Consider the following 19,138-nt stretch of genomic DNA (forward strand, 5'->3'; position numbering starts at 1 on the left):
TCAGCGCGAGGATCTTGCCGCGGCCGCCGCTGGTGGGGGTGGGTTGGCGGCGTAGCCGGCCTGGACGGCCTGGTCCCAGCGGTGCAGCAGATCGGTCAGGACGGTCTGGTCGAGACGGTCCCGGCCGGCGGCGACGGCCTGGTTGACCTGGTGTTTGCCCTCGCGGAGCAGCCCGGCCAGGGTCCCGGCCCAGGTGTGGGCCGGGTCGTGTTCGGCCCAGCCGTCCAGTTCCCGCAGGTGGTGAGCGTTGCACAAGGCATGCCCGGCGGTGTCGTAGGCGGGGTGCAGGTACGACTTGAAGCCGTCGTGGACCGCGGTCTGGCCCGCGCCCAGCGCGGTGAGCACACCGATGACGTCGATGGCGTCCCGGCCGCGTTTGTCGTCCAGGTGGTAGAAGGTGCCCAGCGGGGTGCAGGCCACGTGCAGCCACCGCAGCCGGCCGGCCACCCGCAGCCCGGTCTCGTCGAAATGCACCACCGCCGCGGTGCGCAGGACCTGCCGCAGCCGTTGCGTGAAGCCGGTCAGCCGGGTCGCGGCGCGCCCGGTCAGCCCGGCGATCCACCCCGCCGACGGCGCCGCACCGAACAGATCAGCCAGGATCTGCGCGGTACGGTCCACCGGCGTGTGATGGCCGACCAGCAGATAGACCGTCAGGGCCGCGATCGACGGCCCGTACTGCGCCGGCGCGTCCACCCCCACCGGCGCCGCGGCTGTGGTGTGCGTCCCGCACGCGCAGGCGCACCGCCACAGCCGGTGCTCGGTCACCGCCAAGCGCATCGGCGGCAGGTCGAACACCTGCCGCGCCTCGAACCCGACCGGCGCGACACCGGCCAGGACCTCACCGCACCCGGCGCACGCCACCGGCCGGTGATCCACCACCGCATCCGGCTCATCCACCTGTGTCAACGCCGCACCCGGCGCGCCGGGCTGCTTGCCCGCCCGGCGGCCCGCCGCCCGCCGCTGCGACCGCGGCGCCGGCTTCCCCAGCCCATCCGAGGACGGCGGCTTCGACGAGTTGTGCGAGTCCAGCCCCAACCGCCGCTCCAACTCCGCCACCCGCGCCCGCAACACCGCGATCTGCTCAGCCTGGACCACCACCAACGCCGCCAACTCGTCATAGCTGGGACGCGGACCGGCACTCACAACGGACACCGTGCCCTAAACCACCCAGACGATCAAGTCCCTGCCGCCAACCACCTGAATAGTTACGCTGATGTACACCCGTGTACCGCAAGTCTCCGGGATCATGGCAAACCCGGTGTGCGGTCACCGCGGGCATCATGATCACGGAGACATACAGCCGCGATACAGCCGCAATACAGCCGCCCGGGCCGCGCCGATCGGATGCCGCGCCCGACAAGCTGGACATCCACAACCTCCGCCGCCGCGACATTTCGTAAATGTCCGGATTTATCGGCACCGATCGGCGCGCTGAGTGGAGGCGGGCCGTGGGATGGGATGTGTGGTGCGGCGGGCGCGCGGGTACGGTGTCGGCATGCCAGACGCGCCGCCCGTATTCATCGTCATGGGTGTCGCCGGCACCGGCAAGACGACGGTCGGTGCGCTGCTGGCGGGCCGGCTCGGCTGGCGCTACGCCGAGGCCGACGACTTCCACCCCGCCGCCAACGTCGACAAGATGTCGGCCGGCATCCCGCTCAACGACGCCGACCGGGTCCCGTGGCTGGAGGCGATCGGCCGGTGGATCGACGAGCGCGCCGCCGCCGGCGAGCCGGGCGTCGTGTCGTGCTCCGGGCTCAAGCGCGCCTACCGCGACCGGCTGCGCCGCGGCCGCCCGCAGGTGCGTGTGGTGTTCCTCGAGGGCTCCCGCGAGCTGATCATGCGCCGGCTCGCGGCCCGCCACGGCCACTTCATGCGCGTGGAGATGCTCGACAGCCAGTTCGCCGACCTGGAGCCGCCGGCACCGGACGAGGGCGCGACCACGGTGTCGGTCGAGCCGCCGCCCGGCGAGATCGTCGAGGCGATTCTGAAGGCCCACCCCGACGTGACCTGACCGCCGGGCCGACCCGGGAGGTGCCCGCCATGAACTGGACGCTGCACGACACGGCGCTGGTCATCTGGACCCTGGTCGCCATCGCGGTCATCGTGGTGCTGATCACGCGGTACAAAATCCATCCGTTCTTGTCCCTGATCCTCGGCAGCGCCGTCGTCGGGCTGGGCGCGGGGCTCGGCGCGGCGAAGACCATCAGCAGCTTCGAGTCCGGCTTCGGCAGTACCCTCGGCGGCGTCGGCATCCTCGTCGCGCTCGGCACGATCCTCGGCAAGCTGCTCGCCGACTCGGGCGGGGCCGACCAGGTGGTCGACACGATCGTGAGCCGGTCCGGCCGGGCCCGCCTGCCGTGGGCCATGGCGCTGATCGCGATGATCATCGGCATCCCGCTGTTCTTCGAGGTCGGCGTCGTGCTGCTGATCCCGGTCATCTTCCTGGTCGCGCGCCGGGCCCAGGACTCGATCGTGCGGGTCGGCATTCCCGCGCTGGCCGGCCTGTCGGTGATGCACGGCCTGGTGCCGCCGCACCCCGGGCCGCTGATCGCGATCTCGGCGCTGCACGCGGATCTCGGTCAGACGCTGCTGTACGGCCTGATCGTCGCCATCCCGACGGTCGTCGTGGCCGGCCCGCTCTACGGCATCTGGGTGGCCCGGTTTGTGCACCCGGTGCCGCCGCAACGGCTGGTTGCCCAGTTCAGCGGCGAGCGTGAGCAACGCACCGGCAACCGGCCGAGCTTCGCTCTCACGCTGTTCACCGTTCTGCTTCCGGTGGTACTCATGCTGGGCCGCGCCATCGCCGACATCACCGCGGCGCAGGGCAACCCGGTGCGCACCGTCCTGGACCCGCTCGGCGACCCGTTCGTCGCCCTGCTGCTGGCGGTGCTGGTGGCCCTGTTCACGTTCGGCTATCTGCGCGGCTTCACCCGCTCCCAGGTCGGCGACCTGGTCGGGGCGAGCCTGCTGCCGATCGCCGGCATCATCTTCATCATCGGCGCGGGCGGCGGCTTCAAGCAGACCCTGGTGGCGATCGGCATCGGCGACGCGATCGGCAAGGCGGCCGCGGCGAGCGGCATCTCGGCCCTGCTGCTGGGCTGGCTGATCGCGGTCGGCATCCGGCTGGCGACCGGCTCGGCGACGGTCGCCACGGTCACCGCGGCCGGCCTGATGGCGCCGCTGCTCGCCCAGCTGCCCGGCACCAACACGGCCCTGCTCGCCCTGGCGATCGGCTCGGGCTCGCTGTTCCTGTCGCACGTCAACGACGCCGGTTTCTGGCTGGTCAAGGAGTACTTCGGGATGACCGTCGGCGAGACCTTCAAGACCTGGTCCGCCATGGAGACGATCATCTCCGTCGTCTCGATCGTCCTGATCCTGCTGCTGGGCGCCTTCGTCTGATCCGCTCAGTCGAGGTAGAAGCGGGCGCCGTGCTCGTCGAGGGCGGCCAGGATGGTGTCCGGGTCGCGGGACGAGACGACGTCGTAGAGGCGCTCGTGGCGGTGCACGCCGTCGTGCGGGCGGGCCACCTCGGCCTCGCGGCGCAGGTTCAGCGCCATGTACAACTGGATCTTCACCAGGATCGACTCGTAGACCAGGCCGAGCTGGCGGTTGCCGGCCAGCGCCACCACCGCCACGTGGAACTCGCGGTGCGCGGTCGCCATGTCGAAGCGGTCGCCGCGGGCGTCGGCCTCCTGCATCGCCTTCATCGCGTCGGCGACGCCGGCCAGGTCGGCGCCGGGCGGGGTGGTGGTGACGGCGTGGCGCTCCAGAACGTCGCGGACCGCGTAGAGCTCCTGGATGTCGCCGTCGGAGAGGATCGCGACCCGCGCGCCGCGGCGCGGCATGTGCTCGACCAGGCCCTGCTGCGCCAGCAGGCGCAGCGCCTCGCGCAGCGGAGCGCGGCTGATGCCGAAGCGGCGGGTGAGCTGCTCCTCGACCAGGCGCTCGCCCGGCTCGGTGCCGCCGCCGAGAATCTCCCGGGTCAGCCGGGACACCGCGAGCTCGACCAGGCTAGCGCTGGCCAGCTCCTCGGTCTCCTTCATACAACCAGTGTGGCAGATGCCCTCATCCTCACACGGCCTGGAGGCCGTGGAGGCGGGCGAACAGGCCGCCCGCGGCGACCAGTTCGGCGTGGGTGCCCAGCTCGGCCAGGCGGCCGCGGTCGAGCACCGCGATGCGGTCGGCGTTACGGATCGTGGCCAGGCGGTGCGCGACGACGAACGTGGTGCGGCCCCGCATGAGCCGGGTCAGGGCCTGCTGGACCAGGGCCTCGGACTCGCTGTCGAGGGCCGACGTCGCCTCGTCCAGCAGCAGTACCCGCGGGTCGCGCACCAGCGCCCGGGCGATCGCCAGCCGCTGGCGCTGGCCGCCGGACAGCAGCGCGCCGCGCTCGCCGACCAGCGTGTCCCAGCCGTGCGGCAGGTCCTCGACGAACGCGAGCGCGTTGGCGTCGGCCAGCGCCCGGGTCACCCGCTCCTCGGTCATGCCGCGCAGGCCGTAGGTCACGTTGTCCCAGACGGTGCCGTCGAAGAGGACCGGCTCCTGGGGTACCACCGAAACGTGTTTCCGATAACTGCGCAGGTCGATGCGCTCCATGTCGGCGCCGTCGAGCAGCACGCGGCCCTCGGTGGGCCGGATGAACCCGATGAGCAGGTTCAGCATGGTCGACTTGCCCGAGCCCGAGGGCCCGACGAACGCGATGGTCTCGCCCTCGGCGACCGACAGGCTGATGTCCGCGAGGGCGGGTGCCGCGGCCTCGGGGTAGTGGTAGCCGACGCGCTCCAGCTCGATCGCCCCGCGCACGGCGCTCACCCGCTGCTTGCCCTCGTTGAGCTCCAGGTCGGGCGCGGACAGTACCTCGCCGATCGACCGGATCGACTCGAGCCCCTTGGTGACGATCGGCGCGAGGCCGAACAGGCCGATGACCGAGCTGGTGAGCACCGCGAAGTACGAGCTGAGCAGGACCACGTCGCCGGCGCTCACCGGCGCGAAGCCGGTCCAGGCGGCCCAGCCGGCGCCGATCAGGCAGGCGGCGCCGAGCAGCTGGTAGGTGACCCAGGACATCGCGCCGAAGCGGCCGTTGACCCGGTCGAGGCGCAGGCCGGCCGCGCGCACCCCTTCCACGGTGCCGCGCAACCGGTGCACCGCCTCCTGCTCCAGCGCGTGCGCGCGGGTGATCGGCATCAGGTGCGCCATCTCGTCCACGCGCGCGGACAGCTCCTCGACCCGGCGCCGGAACTCCTCGTTGCGCGCCCCGGAACGGCGCCGGACCATCGCGACCAGGCCGGCCGTGCACGGGACGACGAGCAGGAACAGCGGCACGAACTGCGGCACCCGGATCGCCGTGAGCACCATCGCGCCCACCAGCGTCAATACGGCGGAGGTACCCGAGGCGGCCACCTGTTGCAGCATGACCTCGACGTTCTCCACGTCGCGGACGAGCTTGGTCTGCAGCAGGCTCGCGCCCGCCTTCGTGTGGAACCCGATCGACAGCTGCTGCAGCCGCCCCGCCAGCGTCGAGCGCAGATCCATGCCCAGGTGGCGCACGATGAGGCTCATCTGACGTACCCACACCAGATGCATCGGAATGTTCTGCAGCACGATCACCGCGAGCACGCCGGCGTTGAGCCACAGCTGGGTGATCGGCCGGTGCTGCACGACCACGTCGATGATATTCGCGGTGATCACGGGCAGCAGCCAGATCGGGCTGTCCTTCACCGCGAACGCGAGCGTGGCCAGCACGAGCCGCCACCGGCTCGGCGCCAGCAAGCGGAACGTGGTGCGCACCGGGCGACGCCCGTCGAATTCCATACCGGTCATTCTTTGGCGCCCGCCCGGACCTGGGAAGTCGGGCGAACCGTCGACCGCGTCACAGCCGAATCGGGGGCGAAAACTGTCGTACCCACCCTGTAACCTCCACCCCATGACGCAGCCCCCATACGGACCCCCCAACCCATACGCACCGCAGGACCCGTATGGCCAGCCTTCGCCATATCAGCAGCCCGACCCCTACGGCCAGCCCGCCCTGCCCGCGCCGCCGATGTCCGCCCCGCCCGCCTCCGGCCAGCCGTATTCGACGGCCTACCAGCTCCCGCCGACCTCGGGCGTCCCAACCTCGGGCGGCTACGCCCCCTACGGCCAGGCCGCCTACGCCCAGCCCGCCGGCTACCCGATCGCCGTCCCCGCCGTCGTCGCCTACGACCCGCTGACCGGCCAGCCGTATTCGGACAAGAGCAAGCTCGTCGCCGGCCTGCTCCAACTCCTGCCCGCCTTCTTCTTCGCCCTGGGCGGCATCGGCCGCCTCTACGCCGGCAACATCGCCCTCGGCGTCGCCCAGCTCATCCTGAGCGTCGTCGTCGGCTGGGTCGCCTTCTGGTGCGGCTTCCTCCTGCTCTTCCCCTTCGTCATCACCGGCGGCCTGTGGATCTGGTTCCTCATCGACGGCATCATGATGCTCGCCGGCCGCCCCGTCGACGGCCAGGGCCGCCCGCTACGCCCCAACTGACCCGCCCCGCCGCCCCGGACCGCACCGCCCGGACCGCACCGCCCCGCCGGCGGCCCGGACCCGCCGCCGCCCCAGGCCCGCCGCTGCCCCGGACCGCACCGCCGGGGCCCCGCCGCCGCCCTGGCCGCGCACCAGCCGCCCAGGCCGCGCCACCACGGTCAAGGCGCGCGGGGCCGCGCCGACCAGCACCGAGCGAGCCCCGGCGCTGCCCGGCCCCACCTCCGGGTCCGCACCACCGCTACCCCGGCCGCACCACCACGGTGAAGACGCGCGGGGCCGCACCGACCTGAACCGAGGCCGGCACCGCCCGGCCGCACTGCTGGGGTCGCACCGCCCCGCCATCACGGCCGCTCGGGCCACACCGCCACGGTCAAGCCGCGCGGGGCCGCGTTCATCGGGACCGAGCCGCTGGCGTTGGCCCGGTCGCGCCGATCTCGCCCGGCGTCTGTGCCGGTTTCCGTGACCGAATCGTCGCTGTCTAACCGGATTCGGGTAGGCCTGTCCCATTGTTCGCCAAGGGTGAGAACCCCCGATGCGGGCGAGCTGAGTGCACGAATGTTCCGTGATCATGCGTGTTGCCACGGCCGCACCACGGGTTTGCCATGATCGCGGAGACATAAGGTACACGGGTGTACATAATCTCTCCGTGATCATGAAAAACCGGTGGTGTCGATCGCGAGTCCGGCATGATCGCGGAGACTTCCGGTCGAAGCGGGTGCCAGAGTGCGCTCTTGTCGGCGACCCAGTCGACCATCGAGCTGGCGGTCGACACGCCGCCGCCCGAATTGACCCGCCGCGTCCCTTACCGCGCCGGCCCGGGTCCGGGTGGACGGCGGGGCGGGTCAGTGGGGGCGGCGGCGGTGCAGCAGGATGTCCGTCGGGCCGAAGAAGCGGTGGCCCAGGATGCAGCGCAGGCGGACGTGCTCGACCGGGCCGTGCGTGCTCGCCAGCCAGCCGTCCGAGCGCTTGGTCGCGGGCAGGCCGCACTCCGGGCAGTCCACCAGATTCGTCTCCATGCCGGGCGTCACGCGCGACACGGACAAGCGGCTCACGAGCGTCGCGTAGCCGACGTCGGCGCGGGGTTTGAGAGCGGTCGGACATCAATGCGTTACAAGGCGGGTCGCTCAGCGTAACAGGATTGTCGACAATCGACAGTATGACCAGGACCGCCACGCTCAATGGGATCGCCGCGCTGCTGGAGGGCTACCGGCGCGGGGTGCTCGCGGTGGGCGACGTGGCCGAGCAGGCCGGCGCCGCCGAGGCGCCGCCCGGGGTGTGGATCAGCCGGGTGGCGCCGGAGGCGCTGCGCCGTCGGGCGGCGGAGCTCCAGGGTAAGGAGCATCTGCCGCTCTACGGAATACCGTTCGCGGTCAAGGACAACATTGACGTGGCCGGGATGGAGACCACGGCGGGCTGTCCGGCGTTCGCATACACCGCCCAGCGGTCCGCGCCGGTCGTCGAGCGCCTGCTCGCCGCGGGCGCCATGCTGGTCGGCAAGACCAACCTCGACCAGTTCGCCACCGGGCTGACCGGGTCCCGCTCGCCGTACGGCGCGGTCGAGAGCGTCTACGGCGGCGGGCTCATCGCCGGCGGCTCCAGCAGCGGGTCGGCGGTCGCGGTGGCGGCCGGGCTGGTCGCCTTCGCGCTCGGCACCGACACCGCCGGGTCCGGGCGGGTGCCGGCCGCGCTGAACGGCATCGTCGGGCTCAAGCCCACCCCGGGCCTGCTCAGCACGCTCGGCGTGGTGCCCGCCTGCCGGTCGCTGGACTGCGTGTCGGTCTTCGCGCTCAACGTGGCCGACGCGGCGACCGTGCTCGACGTGGTGGCCGGGGCGCACGAGGACGACCCGTGGTCGCGGGCGGCGCCGGCCGGCAGAACCGCAAGGAGCCCGGAAACGGTACGGCTGGGCGTCGCCCGCCCGGAGACCTTGAACTTCGAGGGCGACCGTGGCCAGGCCGAGCGGTACGTCGGCGGCTGCGTGGCGCTGGCCCGGCTCACCGGCGAGGCCGAGACCGTCGACCTGGAGCCGCTGCTGGAGGCCGGCGCCCTGCTGTACCAGGGGCCGTGGGTCGCCGAACGCCTCGCCGACCTGGAGGGTTTCCTGCGCGAGCACGCCGACGAGGTGCTCCCGCTGACCCGCGGCATCCTCGGCGGCGGGCGGCGCTTCTCCGCGACCGAGACGTTCCGCGCCCAGCACCGGCTGCGCGAGCTGCAGGCGGCGGCCGCGCGGCTGTTCGAGCGGATCGACGTGCTGGCGCTGCCGACCATCCCCACGACGTACACCCTGGACGAGATCGCCGCGGATCCGCTGCGCCGCAACGCGATACTCGGCCGGTACACGCAGTTCGCCAACCTGCTCGACCTCGCCGCGGTGACGGTGCCGAACGGGCACACCGCCGACGGGCGGCCGGCGAGCCTGTCGCTGATCGGCCCGGCGTTCAGCGAGCCGACGCTGCTGGCGCTCGCGGGCGCGCTGAGCGGCGCGGCTCCGGGGGTACCCCCCGAACCCGGACCGTCCGAGATGGACATCGCGGTGGTCGGGCTCCACATGCGCGGCGAGGCGCGCAGCGGCGAACTGGTCGCGCTCGGCGGGCGGTTCGTGCGCACGACCCGGACCGCGGACCATTACCGGCTCTACCGGCTGCCGCACGGCGTGCCGGGGCTGGTCCGGGTGGCGGCGGGCGGCGGGCCGCCGATCGAGGTGGAGATCTGGCGGCTGCCGAGCGCGGCGCTGGGCGCGCTGCTGGCCAGCGTCCTGCCGCCGCTGTCGATCGGGTACGTGTCCACTCAGGACGGTGCCGACATCAAGGGCTTTCTGTGCGAGGCGTACGCCGCGGCGGACGCGCGCGACATCACCGCCAGCGGCGGCTGGCGGGCACACCGGTTGGAGGAGGGACCATGAGCGCAACCATCGGCCCGGTCGTCGGCGCGAAGCCGTACGCCTGGCCGTACGACGGTCAGGTGCCGGCCGAGCGCACGGCCCTGCTGTGCATCGACTGGCAGACCGATTTCTGCGGGCCGGGCGGCTACGTGGACAGCATGGGCTACGACATCGGCCTGACCCGGGCCGGCCTGCCGGCCACCGCGAAGCTGCTCGACCACGTGCGCGGCCTGGGCATGCTGGTCGTGCACACCCGCGAGGGCCACGACCCCGACCTGTCCGACCTGCCGGCCAACAAGCGCTGGCGCTCGGCCCAGATCGGCGCCGAGATCGGCTCGACCGGCCCTTGTGGACGGATCCTCATCAAGGGCGAGCCGGGCTGGGAGATCGTGCCCGAGGTGGCCCCGGTCGCCGGCGAGGTGGTCGTCGACAAGCCGGGCAAGGGCGCGTTCTACGCCACGAACCTCGACCTGGTGCTGCGCACGCACGGCATCACGCACATCATCCTGACCGGCATCACCACCGACGTCTGCGTGCACACCACGATGCGCGAGGCGAACGACCGCGGCTACGAGTGCCTGATCCTGTCGGACTGCACCGGCGCCACCGACCCGGGCAACCACGCGGCCGCGCTGCACATGGTCACCATGCAGGGCGGCGTCTTCGGCTGCGTCGCCACCTCGGACGACGTCATCGCCGCAACATCCATTTAGGAGTGTCTACTGTGGCCACTGTCGACGCACTCCCGGGTCCGTACACCTTCGACCCGGCCTCGACGGCGCTGCTCGTCATCGACATGCAGCGCGACTTCCTGGAGCCGGGCGGCTTCGGCGAGACGCTCGGCAACGACGTCTCCCAGCTGCGCCGGACCATCGAACCGACCGCGGCGCTGCTCGTGGCGTGCCGCGCGGCCGGCCTGCCGATCATCCACACCCGCGAGGGGCACCTGCCCGACCTGTCGGACTGCCCGCCCGCGAAGCTCAACCGCGGCGACCCCAGCATGCGCATCGGCGCGCCCGGGCCGATGGGGCGCATCCTCATCCGCGGCGAGCGCGGCCACGACATCATCGACGAGCTCGCCCCGGCCCCGGGCGAGCCGGTCATCGACAAGCCCGGCAAGGGCGCGTTCTACGCGACCGAACTCGGCGAGATGCTGACCGCCAAGGGGATCCGCAGCCTCGTCGTCACCGGCGTCACGACCGAGGTCTGCGTGCACACCACCGTCCGGGAGGCCAACGACCGCGGGTACGAGTGCCTCGTGCTCGCCGACTGCGTCGGCTCGTACTTCCCGGAGTTCCAGGCGACCGGCCTGAAGATGATCGCCGCGCAGGGCGGCATCTTCGGCTGGGTCGGCGAGTCCCCGGCGTTCATCGCCGCCCTCCAAACCACGCTTTCGAGGACGTGACCACATGGCAACGGCTACCGAAACCCCGGCACTGAAGATCCCCTGGTGGGTGCGCGGCGACACGAACGCCTTCTTCGGCTTCGGCGTCAACGTCCTGGTCAACGTGCTGACGCTGACCGCGCTGTGCCTGGGCGTGGTCAAGCTCAGCGAGCACGACGTGTTCCACGCGATCCTGCCGGCGCTCGGCATCGCGCTGGTGGTCGGCAACGTGTACTACACGTTCCTGGCCCGGCGGCTGGGCCGGCGGGAGAACCGCACCGACGTGACGGCCCTGCCCTACGGGCCCAGCGTCCCGCACATGTTCATCGTCATCTTCGTCATCATGCTGCCGGTGTACCTCAAGACGCAGGACCCGACCAAGGCGTGGAAGGCCGGCCTGGCGTGGGCCTTCATCATCGGCGTCATCGTGCTGATCGGCGCCTTCGTGGGCCCGTACATCCGCCGCCACGCGCCGCGCGCCGCCCTGCTGGGCACCCTGGCCGGCATCTCCATCACGTTCATCTCGATGCTGCCGGCCGCCCGCATGTGGAACCTCGCCTGGGTCGCCCTGCCGGTCTTCGCGCTGCTGCTCATCGGTCTGCTCACCAACACGAAGCTGCCCGGCAACTTCCCGATCGGCCTGGCCGCGCTGCTGCTCGGCACCGCGATCGGGTGGATCGGCGGCGCCATGGACGGCAACGCGGTCAGCGCCGCCGCGCACGACGTCGGCTTCGCCCTGCCCGGCTTCCACCTCAACCTGCTGTTCTCCGGCCTGTCCGACGTGGCGCCGCTGCTGGCCACCGCGATCCCGCTCGGCGTGTACAACTTCACCGAGGGCATGTCCAACGTGGAGAGTGCCGCCGCCGCGGGCGACAACTACAACCTGCGTAGCGTCCTGCTCGCCGACGGCGCGGGCGCGATCATCGGCTCCGCGCTCGGCTCGCCGTTCCCGCCCGCGGTCTACGTCGGCCACCCCGGCTGGAAGAAGGCCGGCGGGCGCAACGGCTACTCGATGGCCACCGGCATCGTCATCGCGGTGCTGTGCTTCCTGAGCATGTTCGGTCTGCTCGGCGCGATCTTCCCGATGCCGGCGATCGTGCCGATCCTGCTGTACATCGGTCTGCTCATCGGCGCACAGGCGTTCCAGTTCACGCCGAAGGCGCACGCCGCGGCGGTCATCGCGGCCCTGGTGCCGAACATCGCGCAGTGGGCGACCGGCCAGATCGACAACTCCCTCGCCGCCGCCGGCACCACGGCGGCAAAGGTCGGCGAGGCGGCCCTGGAGGGCAACGGCGTGGTGTACACCGGCCTGCTGACCCTCGGCCAGGGCGCGATCCTGGCCGGCCTGGTGCTCGGTTCGATCGTGGCGTTCATCATCGACAAACGGTTCATCCACGCCGGCATCTTCGCCATGGCGGGCGCGGTCCTGGCCTTCGTCGGCCTGATCCACGGCGAAAAGGTCGCGTGGAACGAAAACGGTCCGGTGGCGCTAGGCTATTTGTTCATCGCCGTGGTCTGCGGGCTGTTCGCGCTGACCCGCCCCACCCCGCGGCCGAAGGACCCCGACGAGATCGAGCTCGACCGCCTGCACGGCGAGGCTCCCGCCGCCGCACCCGAACCCGTCCCGGCCCCGGCCGCCGCCTAGGAGGACTCCACAATGGACATCGATCGCCCTGACGTCGTGGCGGAGGTGGCGGCCGCCTTCACCGACTACGAGAAGGCGCTCGTCGCGAACGACGTCAGGGCGCTCGGTGAATGGTTCTGGGACGCCGAGTCGGTCACCCGGTTCGGCGTCGCGGACCGCCAGACCGGCGCGGCCCAGCTGCACGCGTGGCGCGCCGCGCAGCCCCCGCTGCCGCCCGGACGGCGCCTGTACGACACGAAGGTCACCGTCTTCGGTTCGGACCTGGCCACGGTGACGACGATGTTCGACTACCCCGGCCAGGAGGACCGCCCGGGCCGGCAGTCGCAGACCTGGGTCCGCTTCCCGGTGGGCTGGCGCATCGTCCACGCCCACGTCTCCCACGAGCTGCGCTGAGCGGTCGGCGCGGCCGCGAGTGCGGGCCGCGCCGCCCGGCCGGGTGCGGCGCTCAGTGCGCGGCGGCCATACGGCCGCGGCCGGTGCCCTGGTGGGTGAGCTGGTAGGCGGCGACCAGCAGCAGCACGCCGCTGATGATGGCGTACAACCCGATCGCCCAGGCGATGGCCAGCGCTCCCGCGGCGGGCCGGATCATGATGAACAGCCCCGCGACGATCGCCAGGGCGCCGATGAGGGCGAGCGACCAGCCGCCGTGCTGGCGGGTCGCCAGCCACAGGTCGGCGAGCCCGGTGAGCACCGCCCACACCCCGACCACCACGGCCAGCGCGATCGCCGTGATCCCCGGCCACACGAGCGCGAGGATGCCCAGCACGATCCCCGCGACCCCGGCCATCCCGCGGGCCAGGCGCGGCCCGGTGCCGTCGGCGAAGCCGGTGACCGGGTTCGACGGCCCGGGCGACGGGCGGATCGCGTGCACGAGCTGCTCGACGCCGGTCACGATGGCGAAGATGCCGAACAGCAGCGCGAGCGCGATCACGGTCACCCCCGGCCAGACCACCGCGAGAATGCCGAACACGATCGCGAGCACGCCCCGGATGCCCAGCAGCCACGCTTCTCTCTTCAGCATTGTGATCCCCTGCCTTCCTGGTCGGTGAGCTAGAACGTGCGGGGCGACTCGCGGGCGAGCGAGCGGTACAGCGCCTCCTCGCCGGGGGTGAGCCGCTCCGGCACCACGATGCGGATCTCCGCGAACAGGTCACCGGGCGCGCCGCGCGGGTTGGGCAGGCCCTGGCCGCGCAGGCGCAGCCGGCGGCCCGAGGACGAGCCGGCCGGCACGTCGAGGCGCAGCTCGCCGGCGGGCGTGCCGACCGGGACGACCGAGCCCAGCGCCGCCTCCCACGGGCTGACCGCGACCTCGACCATGACGTCGCGGCCGGACACCTTCAGCCGCGGGTGCGGCGCCAGCCGTACCACCAGCAGCAGGTCGCCGGCCGGTCCGCCGCGCGCGCCCGGGGAGCCCTGCCCGGGCAGCCGCAGGCACGCGCCGTCGACCACGCCGGCCGGGACGTGCACGTCGTACTGCCGCGGCCGCCCCGCCGGGCCGTCGAGCGTGACCCGCCGCCGGCCGCCGGTGTAGGCGGTCTCCACGCCCACGACGAGCTCGGCCCGCGCGTCCGCGCCGCGCGTCGCGGAGCCGCGGAACAGCCCGCCGGACAGGTCGGTGTCGACGCGGCCGTGGTACTTCTGGTGCCGCGCCGGGCGCGCCGTGTCGTACTCCCGGCGCCGTTTCGGGTCGGCCAGCACGCGGTAGGCGGCGGTGATCTCCTTGAACCGCTCCTCCGCGCCCGGCTCCGGGCTGACGTCGGGATGGAACCGGCGGGCCAGCCGCCGGTAGGCTCGCTGGATCTCGTCGCGGCCGGCGCCGCGGGCCACGCCCAGCACTTCGTAGGGGTCGCGGATCTCGACGGCCATACGGTCCGCCCCGCCCCGGGTCCGGCTGGCCCGCCTCAGCGCATCGAGGTGCGGCCGACCTGGCCGGTGCTGCCCGTGCCCGTGGAGCCGGCCCGCTGGCTGGCCGACCCGCGTCTGGACTGGCCTTCTTTCATCTGTTTCGCCGCGGCGGCGGGATTGTCGGGCTCCTTGAGCTGCCGTTCGCCGGAGTCGTCCGGGGTCCGGACCTGGGCGGGCTCCTCGGTGGGCGTCGAGGTCGACTCGACGACCCGTTGTTGCTTCTGGTGTACCTCGATCCGCCGCGCCTGCCGCTCGTGCGCCTTCGGCGCCAGGACGGTGAGCACGCCGCCGTCCAGGTCGGCCGACACGCCGTCGGGGTTCACCTCGCCGGGGAGCGCGATGAGGTACTCGAACTCTCCGGTCCGCCGCGCGTGGTGGCGCAAGGTACCCTCGCGCGGGCGTTCGCCGAACGTGCCGTAGACCCGGATCTCGTCGTCGCGCAGCTCGATCTGCACGTCGTCGGGGGCGACCCCGGGCAGGTCCAGGTCGACCCGGAAGGCGTCGGCGGTCTCCTCGATGTCGACGGGGGCGCCGCCCGTCACGGGCAGGCCCATGGCCGGGTACATGGAAAGCGATCGGCGGGGGCGGGTGACCAGCAGTGTCATGGTGACGTCTCCCAAGTGATGCGGGCTGCGGGTACGTCGCCATGCTGGGCGAGCGGCGGGTGAGGCGGTCCCACCCGGCCCGGATGACCCGCGGCCCGCCCGGGAGCGGCCCGTCCCCGCCGAGTGATGGCCGCTCACCTACCGCCCCGGCAGCGTTCGCGGCATGTACGAAGACGTTTTCATCGCGGAGGTACGCGACAAGACCGGCATCACCGATCCCGAGAGCGCCCGCCGGGCGCTGCGCGGCGTGCTGCACGCGCTGGCCAACCGGCTGCCCGACGGCTGGGTGCACCAGCTGGCGGCGGAGCTGCCGCCGACACTGGCCGAGCCGCTCTGGTCCTACCAGCACCTCTACGACCAGGAGGTACACCTGGACTTCCTGGCCGACGTGGCGGCGCGGGCCGCGGTGGAGCCGGCGGAGGCGGAGCGGCTGGCCCGCGCGGTCTTCGCGGCGGTCGCCGGCGCCTGCGACCCGGCCCTGCTGCGCCGCGTCTACCAGCCGCTGACCAGCGACGTGCTGGCGCTGACGGAGTCGGACGCCTCGCTGCTGCCGGTCTGATCGCGGCCGTACCAAACCACAGGAGCGCGGCCCCTCGACCGCGCTCCCCGTCTTGTCTCCGGCGCCGTTTCCCCGGCAACCTTTTGCAGCGGAGCGACCTCTGATGCGACGACCTTCTGGTTCAGCGGCCCGCGCGCAGGTCGTCCAGCAGCGACGGCGCGGACGGGCTCCAGCCGAGCGAGCGGGCCTTCTCCCCGGTGGCCTGCTGGTCGAGCAGCAGCGCATCGGCGAACAGCGAGCCCAGCCGCCCCCGGGACTCCTCCACGGTCTCCGCGGCCACGCCGGCCCCGCCCGAGGCGGCCTCGCCGATCTCGCGGACCGCCGGGTTCGCGCCGGAGGCGGCGATCAGCCGCCCGAGCCCCTCGCCGCGCTCCACGACCAGCCGGTACAGCGCGGCGACGTCCTCCACGTGCACCGTCGTCCAGTGCTGCGACCCGTCGCCGACGAGCCGCACCCGCCCGGCCTCGTCCCGCGCCGGGGCGAGCACGCCCGCCGGGATGCCGCCGCCGTGCCCGTAGACGATGCCGGGCGCGACGATCGTGGCGGCCAGCCCGCCGTCGAGCACCTGCCGCTCCACGTCCAGCCGCCACGTGGTCAACGCCGGCGGCGCGGGCGGCGCCTCCTCGGTGATGGCCGGATTGTCGCCCCAGAGCCAGATGCCGCTGGTGTGCACGTACGGCTTCGCCGTCCCGCCCAGCCCCTGTCCCGCCGCGGCCACGATGCCCGCGTCGAACCGCGGATTGTCGGGGCCGCCGGTGGCCGCCAGGTGCACCACGCCGTCCGCGGCGGCGAACCGCTCCGCGACCCACCCGGTGTCGAACAGGTCGCCCACCACCGGCTCGGCGCCGGCCTTACCCACCTTGGCCGCGGCCTCGTCCCCGCGCACGAGCGCGCTCACCGCATGCCCGGCGCCCACCAACTGCCGCAGCACGGCGGACCCGATGTACCCGGTCCCGCCCGTCAGTACGATCCTCATGGCCCGACCCTAAGGCGCACCGGACCACCCCGCCGCGTGACCATTCCCTCCCCCGCGGGTGGGAATAACGGCCATCCCCCGTCATCCCCGAAGCGGCGCGCCCGCGAACTCGCGCATGCCCTCCTGCGGACCGATCGCCGCGACGAAGCCGAGGTCGCGCCGCGCCCGCGCGGGCGAGGCGACCACGTGCCGCACGTCACCCGCCCGGAACTCGCCCGTGACGACGGGCTCCGGCCCGGACATCGCCGCGGCCAGCGAGGCGGCCATCGCACCGACCGTCGTCGGTTTTCCCGAGCTGACGTTGTACGCCCGGAAGCCCGCCCCGTCCGCGGTCGCCGCCAGGGCGGCCAGGTTGGCCGCGGCCACGTCGGAGACGTGCACGAAGTCGCGGCGCTGCCCGCCGTCCTCGAAGACCCGCGGCGCCCGGCCGGCCTCGAGCGCGGACCGGAAGATGGCGGCGACCCCGCTGTACGGTGTGTCGCGCGGCATGCCGGGGCCGTACACGTTGTGGTACCGCAGCGCCAAGACGGACCCGCCGGTCACGGCCGCCCAGGCGAGCGCCAGGTGCTCCTGCGCGGTCTTGGTCGCGGCGTACACGCTGCGCGGCCGCAGCGGCGCGTCCTCGTCGACCTCGCCCGGCTCGAGCGCGGCCCCGCACGCGGGGCAGCGGGCCTCGAACCGCCCGTCCGCGAGGTCGGCGGCGGTCCGGTCGGCCGGCGGGGTGGGGCCGTGCCGCGGGCAGGTGTAGGCGCCCTCGCCGTAGACGACCATCGAGCTGGCCAGCACGAGCCGGCCGATCCCGGCCTTGGCCATGGCGGCGAGCAGCACGGCGGTGCCGAGGTCGTTGCAGCCGGCGTACTCCGGGAGGTCGGCCAGATCCACGCCCATGCCCACGACGGCGGCCTGGTGCACGACCGCGTCGATCCCTTCGAGCGCGGCCTCGACGGCGGCGGCATCGCGCAGATCGGCGCGGACGAACGGCCCCTGCGGTGCGGACCCGACGGACCCGACGGACCCGACGAGCGTGGCGGAGCCGCCGGGCGCGGCGGGCGCGGGGGGCGCGGCGGACCCGGCGGGCGCGCGGTGTGCGGTCGGGTGCAGCGCGTCGAGCACGACGACCTCGTGCCCGGCCGCGCGCATGGCCGCCGCGACATGACCGCCGATGAACCCGGCGCCGCCGGTGACGAGGATGCGCATGCGCTCACACTATGGCGCGCCGGCGCGGCGCACCGGGCAAGTTCGCGGTTCGTAATGGTTGGTCAGTTCCTCGTAAGATCCTCGCGCCGCGATCATGGGTAGCGTCCGGGACATGCCCGATGTCGTATTGCCCTGTCTCGATGAGGCGGCCGCGCTGCCGTGGGTGCTTTCCCGGCTGCCGGCCGGATTCCGCGCGATCGTGGCCGACAACGGCTCCTCCGACGGCTCACCCGCGATCGCCGCCGAGCACGGCGCGACGGTCGTGCACGCGACCCCGCGCGGCTTCGGCGCCGCCGCGCACGCGGGGCTCGAGGCGGCCACCGCCGACGTGGTGTGCTTCATGGACGCCGACGGCTCGCTCGACCCGGCGCAGCTGCCGCTGGTCGCCGGCCCGGTCGCGGCCGGCACCCAGGACCTGCTGCTCGGCCGGCGCCGCCCGACGACCCGCGGCGCCTGGCCGGCCCACGGCCGGGCCGGCAACGCGGTCGTGGCCTGGCGGCTGCGGCGCGCGGCCGGGGTGCCGGTCCACGACCTCGGCCCGATGCGCGCGGCGCGCCGCGAGGCGCTGCTCGCCCTCGACCTGACCGACCGCCGCTTCGGCTACCCGCTGGAGATGGTGGTCCGCGCCGCCGACGCCGGCTGGCGCATCGGCGAGGTCGACGTCGACTACGCGCCGCGGGCCGGCGGCCGGTCGAAGGTCACCGGAACGGTCCGCGGCACGCTGCGCACGGTCCGCGACATGAGCAAGGTCCTGGCCCGGTGAGCGCGCCCCGGATCCAGTTGCTGCTGCTGGCCAAGGCGCCGGTCCCCGGCCGGGTGAAGACCCGCCTCTGTCCACCGTGGACGCCCGAGCAGGCGGCCCGCCTGGCCGCCGCGGCCATCGCCGACACGGTCGACGTGCTCGCCGCGACCCCGGCGGTCGCCCGCACGCTCGTCGTGGACGGACCGTTGCCCGCCCCGCCCGGCTGGCACCGCCGCGAGCAACGCGGCGACGGCCTCGGACCGCGGCTCGCCTCGGCCTTCGCCGACACCGCCCGCCGCGGCGTGGCCACGCTGCTGGTGGGCATGGACACCCCGCAGCTGGGCGTCGCTCACCTGGTCGCCGCCGCGGCCGCTCTCTCCCGCGCGGACGCGGTGCTCGGCCCCGCCGAGGACGGCGGCTGGTGGACCCTGGCCCTGCGCGACCCGTCCGCCGCCACGGTCCTCACGGACGTGCCGATGTCCACACCGGACACCTACGCGCTCACCCGGTCCGCCCTGCACCGGCGCGGCCTGCGCGTGGCCACCGCCGCGACCCTCCGCGACGTGGACACCGCCCCCGACGCGACGGCGGCCGCCGCCGCCCGCCCCGACACCCGCTTCGCCGCGCTGCTGTCCACAATGGCCCCGGTCGGTGCGGCCCGATGACCACACCCGTCGGCGCGTTCGGCACGGCACTTGTCGAGGCGACCCCGATGACCGCATCCGTCGGCGTGTTCGGC

The 19,138-nt window shown here is 73.3% G+C and carries 20 protein-coding genes; 11 read left to right on the plus strand and 9 right to left on the minus strand.

Annotated elements, in window-relative coordinates; genetic code table 11:
* Complete coding sequence (tnpC, locus tag ACQPXD_RS40680) at positions 1-1,143, minus strand: IS66 family transposase (RefSeq protein WP_432824394.1); 1,143 nt, start codon at positions 1,141-1,143, stop codon at positions 1-3.
* A 352-nt stretch (positions 1,144-1,495) separates the two neighbouring features.
* On the opposite strand from tnpC, the gene ACQPXD_RS40685 reads away from it, so the two are divergent.
* Entirely contained in the window at positions 1,496-2,011 is a 516-nt protein-coding gene (locus ACQPXD_RS40685) for a gluconokinase (protein WP_432827774.1), read from the plus strand.
* 29 nt (positions 2,012-2,040) lie between these two features.
* On the plus strand, positions 2,041-3,399 hold the full coding sequence (locus tag ACQPXD_RS40690) for a gluconate:H+ symporter (RefSeq protein ID WP_432827776.1): 1,359 nt from the start codon (positions 2,041-2,043) through the stop codon (positions 3,397-3,399).
* A gap of 5 nt (positions 3,400-3,404) precedes the next feature.
* Here ACQPXD_RS40690 and ACQPXD_RS40695 read toward each other — a convergent pair whose 3' ends face one another.
* Complete coding sequence (locus ACQPXD_RS40695) at positions 3,405-4,043, minus strand: GntR family transcriptional regulator (protein ID WP_432827779.1); 639 nt, start codon at positions 4,041-4,043, stop codon at positions 3,405-3,407.
* Positions 4,044-4,071: 28 nt separating this feature from the next.
* Positions 4,072-5,811, minus strand: a complete 1,740-nt coding sequence (locus ACQPXD_RS40700) for an ABC transporter ATP-binding protein (RefSeq protein WP_432827783.1) — start codon at positions 5,809-5,811, stop codon at positions 4,072-4,074.
* A gap of 112 nt (positions 5,812-5,923) precedes the next feature.
* On the opposite strand from ACQPXD_RS40700, the gene ACQPXD_RS40705 reads away from it, so the two are divergent.
* Entirely contained in the window at positions 5,924-6,505 is a 582-nt protein-coding gene (locus ACQPXD_RS40705) for a TM2 domain-containing protein (protein ID WP_432827785.1), read from the plus strand.
* 842 nt (positions 6,506-7,347) lie between these two features.
* Here ACQPXD_RS40705 and ACQPXD_RS40710 read toward each other — a convergent pair.
* Positions 7,348-7,557 (minus strand): hypothetical protein, encoded by a 210-nt coding sequence (locus tag ACQPXD_RS40710; protein WP_432827787.1) that lies wholly within the window; start codon positions 7,555-7,557, stop codon positions 7,348-7,350.
* Positions 7,558-7,661: 104 nt separating this feature from the next.
* Between ACQPXD_RS40710 and atzF the strand changes: the two genes are divergently transcribed.
* The 5 genes from atzF to hpxZ are packed head-to-tail and all read left to right on the plus strand — an operon-like array spanning position 7,662 to position 12,808.
* Positions 7,662-9,407 carry an allophanate hydrolase gene (gene atzF / locus ACQPXD_RS40715; protein WP_432827789.1) on the plus strand — a complete coding sequence of 582 codons (1,746 nt, stop codon included), beginning with the start codon at positions 7,662-7,664 and terminating at the stop codon, positions 9,405-9,407.
* Positions 9,404-10,099, plus strand: a complete 696-nt coding sequence (gene biuH, locus ACQPXD_RS40720; RefSeq protein ID WP_432827791.1) for a biuret amidohydrolase — start codon at positions 9,404-9,406, stop codon at positions 10,097-10,099. Before atzF ends, biuH begins: the two co-directional genes overlap by 4 nt.
* A gap of 11 nt (positions 10,100-10,110) precedes the next feature.
* Positions 10,111-10,791, plus strand: coding sequence for a cysteine hydrolase family protein (locus ACQPXD_RS40725; protein WP_432827793.1), 681 nt, complete (start codon positions 10,111-10,113; stop codon positions 10,789-10,791).
* A gap of 4 nt (positions 10,792-10,795) precedes the next feature.
* Positions 10,796-12,415, plus strand: a complete 1,620-nt coding sequence (locus ACQPXD_RS40730; RefSeq protein ID WP_432827795.1) for a regulator — start codon at positions 10,796-10,798, stop codon at positions 12,413-12,415.
* A 12-nt stretch (positions 12,416-12,427) separates the two neighbouring features.
* Positions 12,428-12,808 (plus strand): oxalurate catabolism protein HpxZ, encoded by a 381-nt coding sequence (gene hpxZ / locus ACQPXD_RS40735; protein WP_432827797.1) that lies wholly within the window; start codon positions 12,428-12,430, stop codon positions 12,806-12,808.
* A gap of 52 nt (positions 12,809-12,860) precedes the next feature.
* Here hpxZ and ACQPXD_RS40740 read toward each other — a convergent pair whose 3' ends face one another.
* Genes ACQPXD_RS40740 through ACQPXD_RS40750 form a run of 3 tightly spaced genes read right to left on the minus strand, consistent with a single transcriptional unit; the run spans position 12,861 to position 14,925 of the window.
* Complete coding sequence (locus tag ACQPXD_RS40740; protein ID WP_432827799.1) at positions 12,861-13,436, minus strand: HdeD family acid-resistance protein; 576 nt, start codon at positions 13,434-13,436, stop codon at positions 12,861-12,863.
* Between the two features lie 29 nt (positions 13,437-13,465).
* Positions 13,466-14,281 (minus strand): DnaJ C-terminal domain-containing protein, encoded by an 816-nt coding sequence (locus ACQPXD_RS40745; RefSeq protein WP_432827801.1) that lies wholly within the window; start codon positions 14,279-14,281, stop codon positions 13,466-13,468.
* A gap of 35 nt (positions 14,282-14,316) precedes the next feature.
* Positions 14,317-14,925 carry an Hsp20/alpha crystallin family protein gene (locus tag ACQPXD_RS40750; RefSeq protein ID WP_432827803.1) on the minus strand — a complete coding sequence of 203 codons (609 nt, stop codon included), beginning with the start codon at positions 14,923-14,925 and terminating at the stop codon, positions 14,317-14,319.
* A gap of 163 nt (positions 14,926-15,088) precedes the next feature.
* Here ACQPXD_RS40750 and ACQPXD_RS40755 point away from each other — a divergent pair, with 163 nt between their 5' ends.
* Positions 15,089-15,484 carry a DUF2267 domain-containing protein gene (locus ACQPXD_RS40755; RefSeq protein ID WP_432827805.1) on the plus strand — a complete coding sequence of 132 codons (396 nt, stop codon included), beginning with the start codon at positions 15,089-15,091 and terminating at the stop codon, positions 15,482-15,484.
* Between the two features lie 121 nt (positions 15,485-15,605).
* Here ACQPXD_RS40755 and ACQPXD_RS40760 read toward each other — a convergent pair whose 3' ends face one another.
* On the minus strand, positions 15,606-16,460 hold the full coding sequence (locus ACQPXD_RS40760; protein WP_432827807.1) for an NAD-dependent epimerase/dehydratase family protein: 855 nt from the start codon (positions 16,458-16,460) through the stop codon (positions 15,606-15,608).
* A gap of 81 nt (positions 16,461-16,541) precedes the next feature.
* Positions 16,542-17,657, minus strand: a complete 1,116-nt coding sequence (locus ACQPXD_RS40765; protein ID WP_432827809.1) for an NAD-dependent epimerase/dehydratase family protein — start codon at positions 17,655-17,657, stop codon at positions 16,542-16,544.
* Positions 17,658-17,769: 112 nt separating this feature from the next.
* On the opposite strand from ACQPXD_RS40765, the gene ACQPXD_RS40770 reads away from it, so the two are divergent.
* Positions 17,770-18,420 (plus strand): glycosyltransferase family 2 protein, encoded by a 651-nt coding sequence (locus ACQPXD_RS40770; protein ID WP_432827811.1) that lies wholly within the window; start codon positions 17,770-17,772, stop codon positions 18,418-18,420.
* Positions 18,417-19,064 carry a TIGR04282 family arsenosugar biosynthesis glycosyltransferase gene (locus ACQPXD_RS40775; protein ID WP_432827813.1) on the plus strand — a complete coding sequence of 216 codons (648 nt, stop codon included), beginning with the start codon at positions 18,417-18,419 and terminating at the stop codon, positions 19,062-19,064. The genes ACQPXD_RS40770 and ACQPXD_RS40775 overlap by 4 nt, the downstream gene beginning before the upstream one ends.
* Positions 19,065-19,138 lie beyond the last annotated feature (74 nt).

The organism is Dactylosporangium sp. CA-092794 (assembly GCF_050948465.1).
In the GTDB taxonomy this organism is placed as follows: domain Bacteria; phylum Actinomycetota; class Actinomycetes; order Mycobacteriales; family Micromonosporaceae; genus Dactylosporangium.

Coding starts and splice junctions, on each gene's coding strand:
- ACQPXD_RS40730 (WP_432827795.1), top strand. CDS start 10,796: ATGGCAACGGCTACCGAAACCCCGGCACTGAAGATCCCCTGGTGGGTG.
- ACQPXD_RS40770 (WP_432827811.1), top strand. CDS start 17,770: ATGCCCGATGTCGTATTGCCCTGTCTCGATGAGGCGGCCGCGCTGCCG.
- hpxZ (WP_432827797.1), top strand. CDS start 12,428: ATGGACATCGATCGCCCTGACGTCGTGGCGGAGGTGGCGGCCGCCTTC.
- ACQPXD_RS40755 (WP_432827805.1), top strand. CDS start 15,089: ATGTACGAAGACGTTTTCATCGCGGAGGTACGCGACAAGACCGGCATC.
- ACQPXD_RS40695 (WP_432827779.1), bottom strand. CDS start 4,043: ATGAAGGAGACCGAGGAGCTGGCCAGCGCTAGCCTGGTCGAGCTCGCG.
- biuH (WP_432827791.1), top strand. CDS start 9,404: ATGAGCGCAACCATCGGCCCGGTCGTCGGCGCGAAGCCGTACGCCTGG.
- ACQPXD_RS40765 (WP_432827809.1), bottom strand. CDS start 17,657: ATGCGCATCCTCGTCACCGGCGGCGCCGGGTTCATCGGCGGTCATGTC.
- ACQPXD_RS40740 (WP_432827799.1), bottom strand. CDS start 13,436: ATGCTGAAGAGAGAAGCGTGGCTGCTGGGCATCCGGGGCGTGCTCGCG.
- atzF (WP_432827789.1), top strand. CDS start 7,662: ATGACCAGGACCGCCACGCTCAATGGGATCGCCGCGCTGCTGGAGGGC.
- ACQPXD_RS40700 (WP_432827783.1), bottom strand. CDS start 5,811: ATGGAATTCGACGGGCGTCGCCCGGTGCGCACCACGTTCCGCTTGCTG.
- ACQPXD_RS40750 (WP_432827803.1), bottom strand. CDS start 14,925: ATGACACTGCTGGTCACCCGCCCCCGCCGATCGCTTTCCATGTACCCG.
- ACQPXD_RS40705 (WP_432827785.1), top strand. CDS start 5,924: ATGACGCAGCCCCCATACGGACCCCCCAACCCATACGCACCGCAGGAC.
- ACQPXD_RS40760 (WP_432827807.1), bottom strand. CDS start 16,460: ATGAGGATCGTACTGACGGGCGGGACCGGGTACATCGGGTCCGCCGTG.
- ACQPXD_RS40685 (WP_432827774.1), top strand. CDS start 1,496: ATGCCAGACGCGCCGCCCGTATTCATCGTCATGGGTGTCGCCGGCACC.
- ACQPXD_RS40745 (WP_432827801.1), bottom strand. CDS start 14,281: ATGGCCGTCGAGATCCGCGACCCCTACGAAGTGCTGGGCGTGGCCCGC.
- ACQPXD_RS40690 (WP_432827776.1), top strand. CDS start 2,041: ATGAACTGGACGCTGCACGACACGGCGCTGGTCATCTGGACCCTGGTC.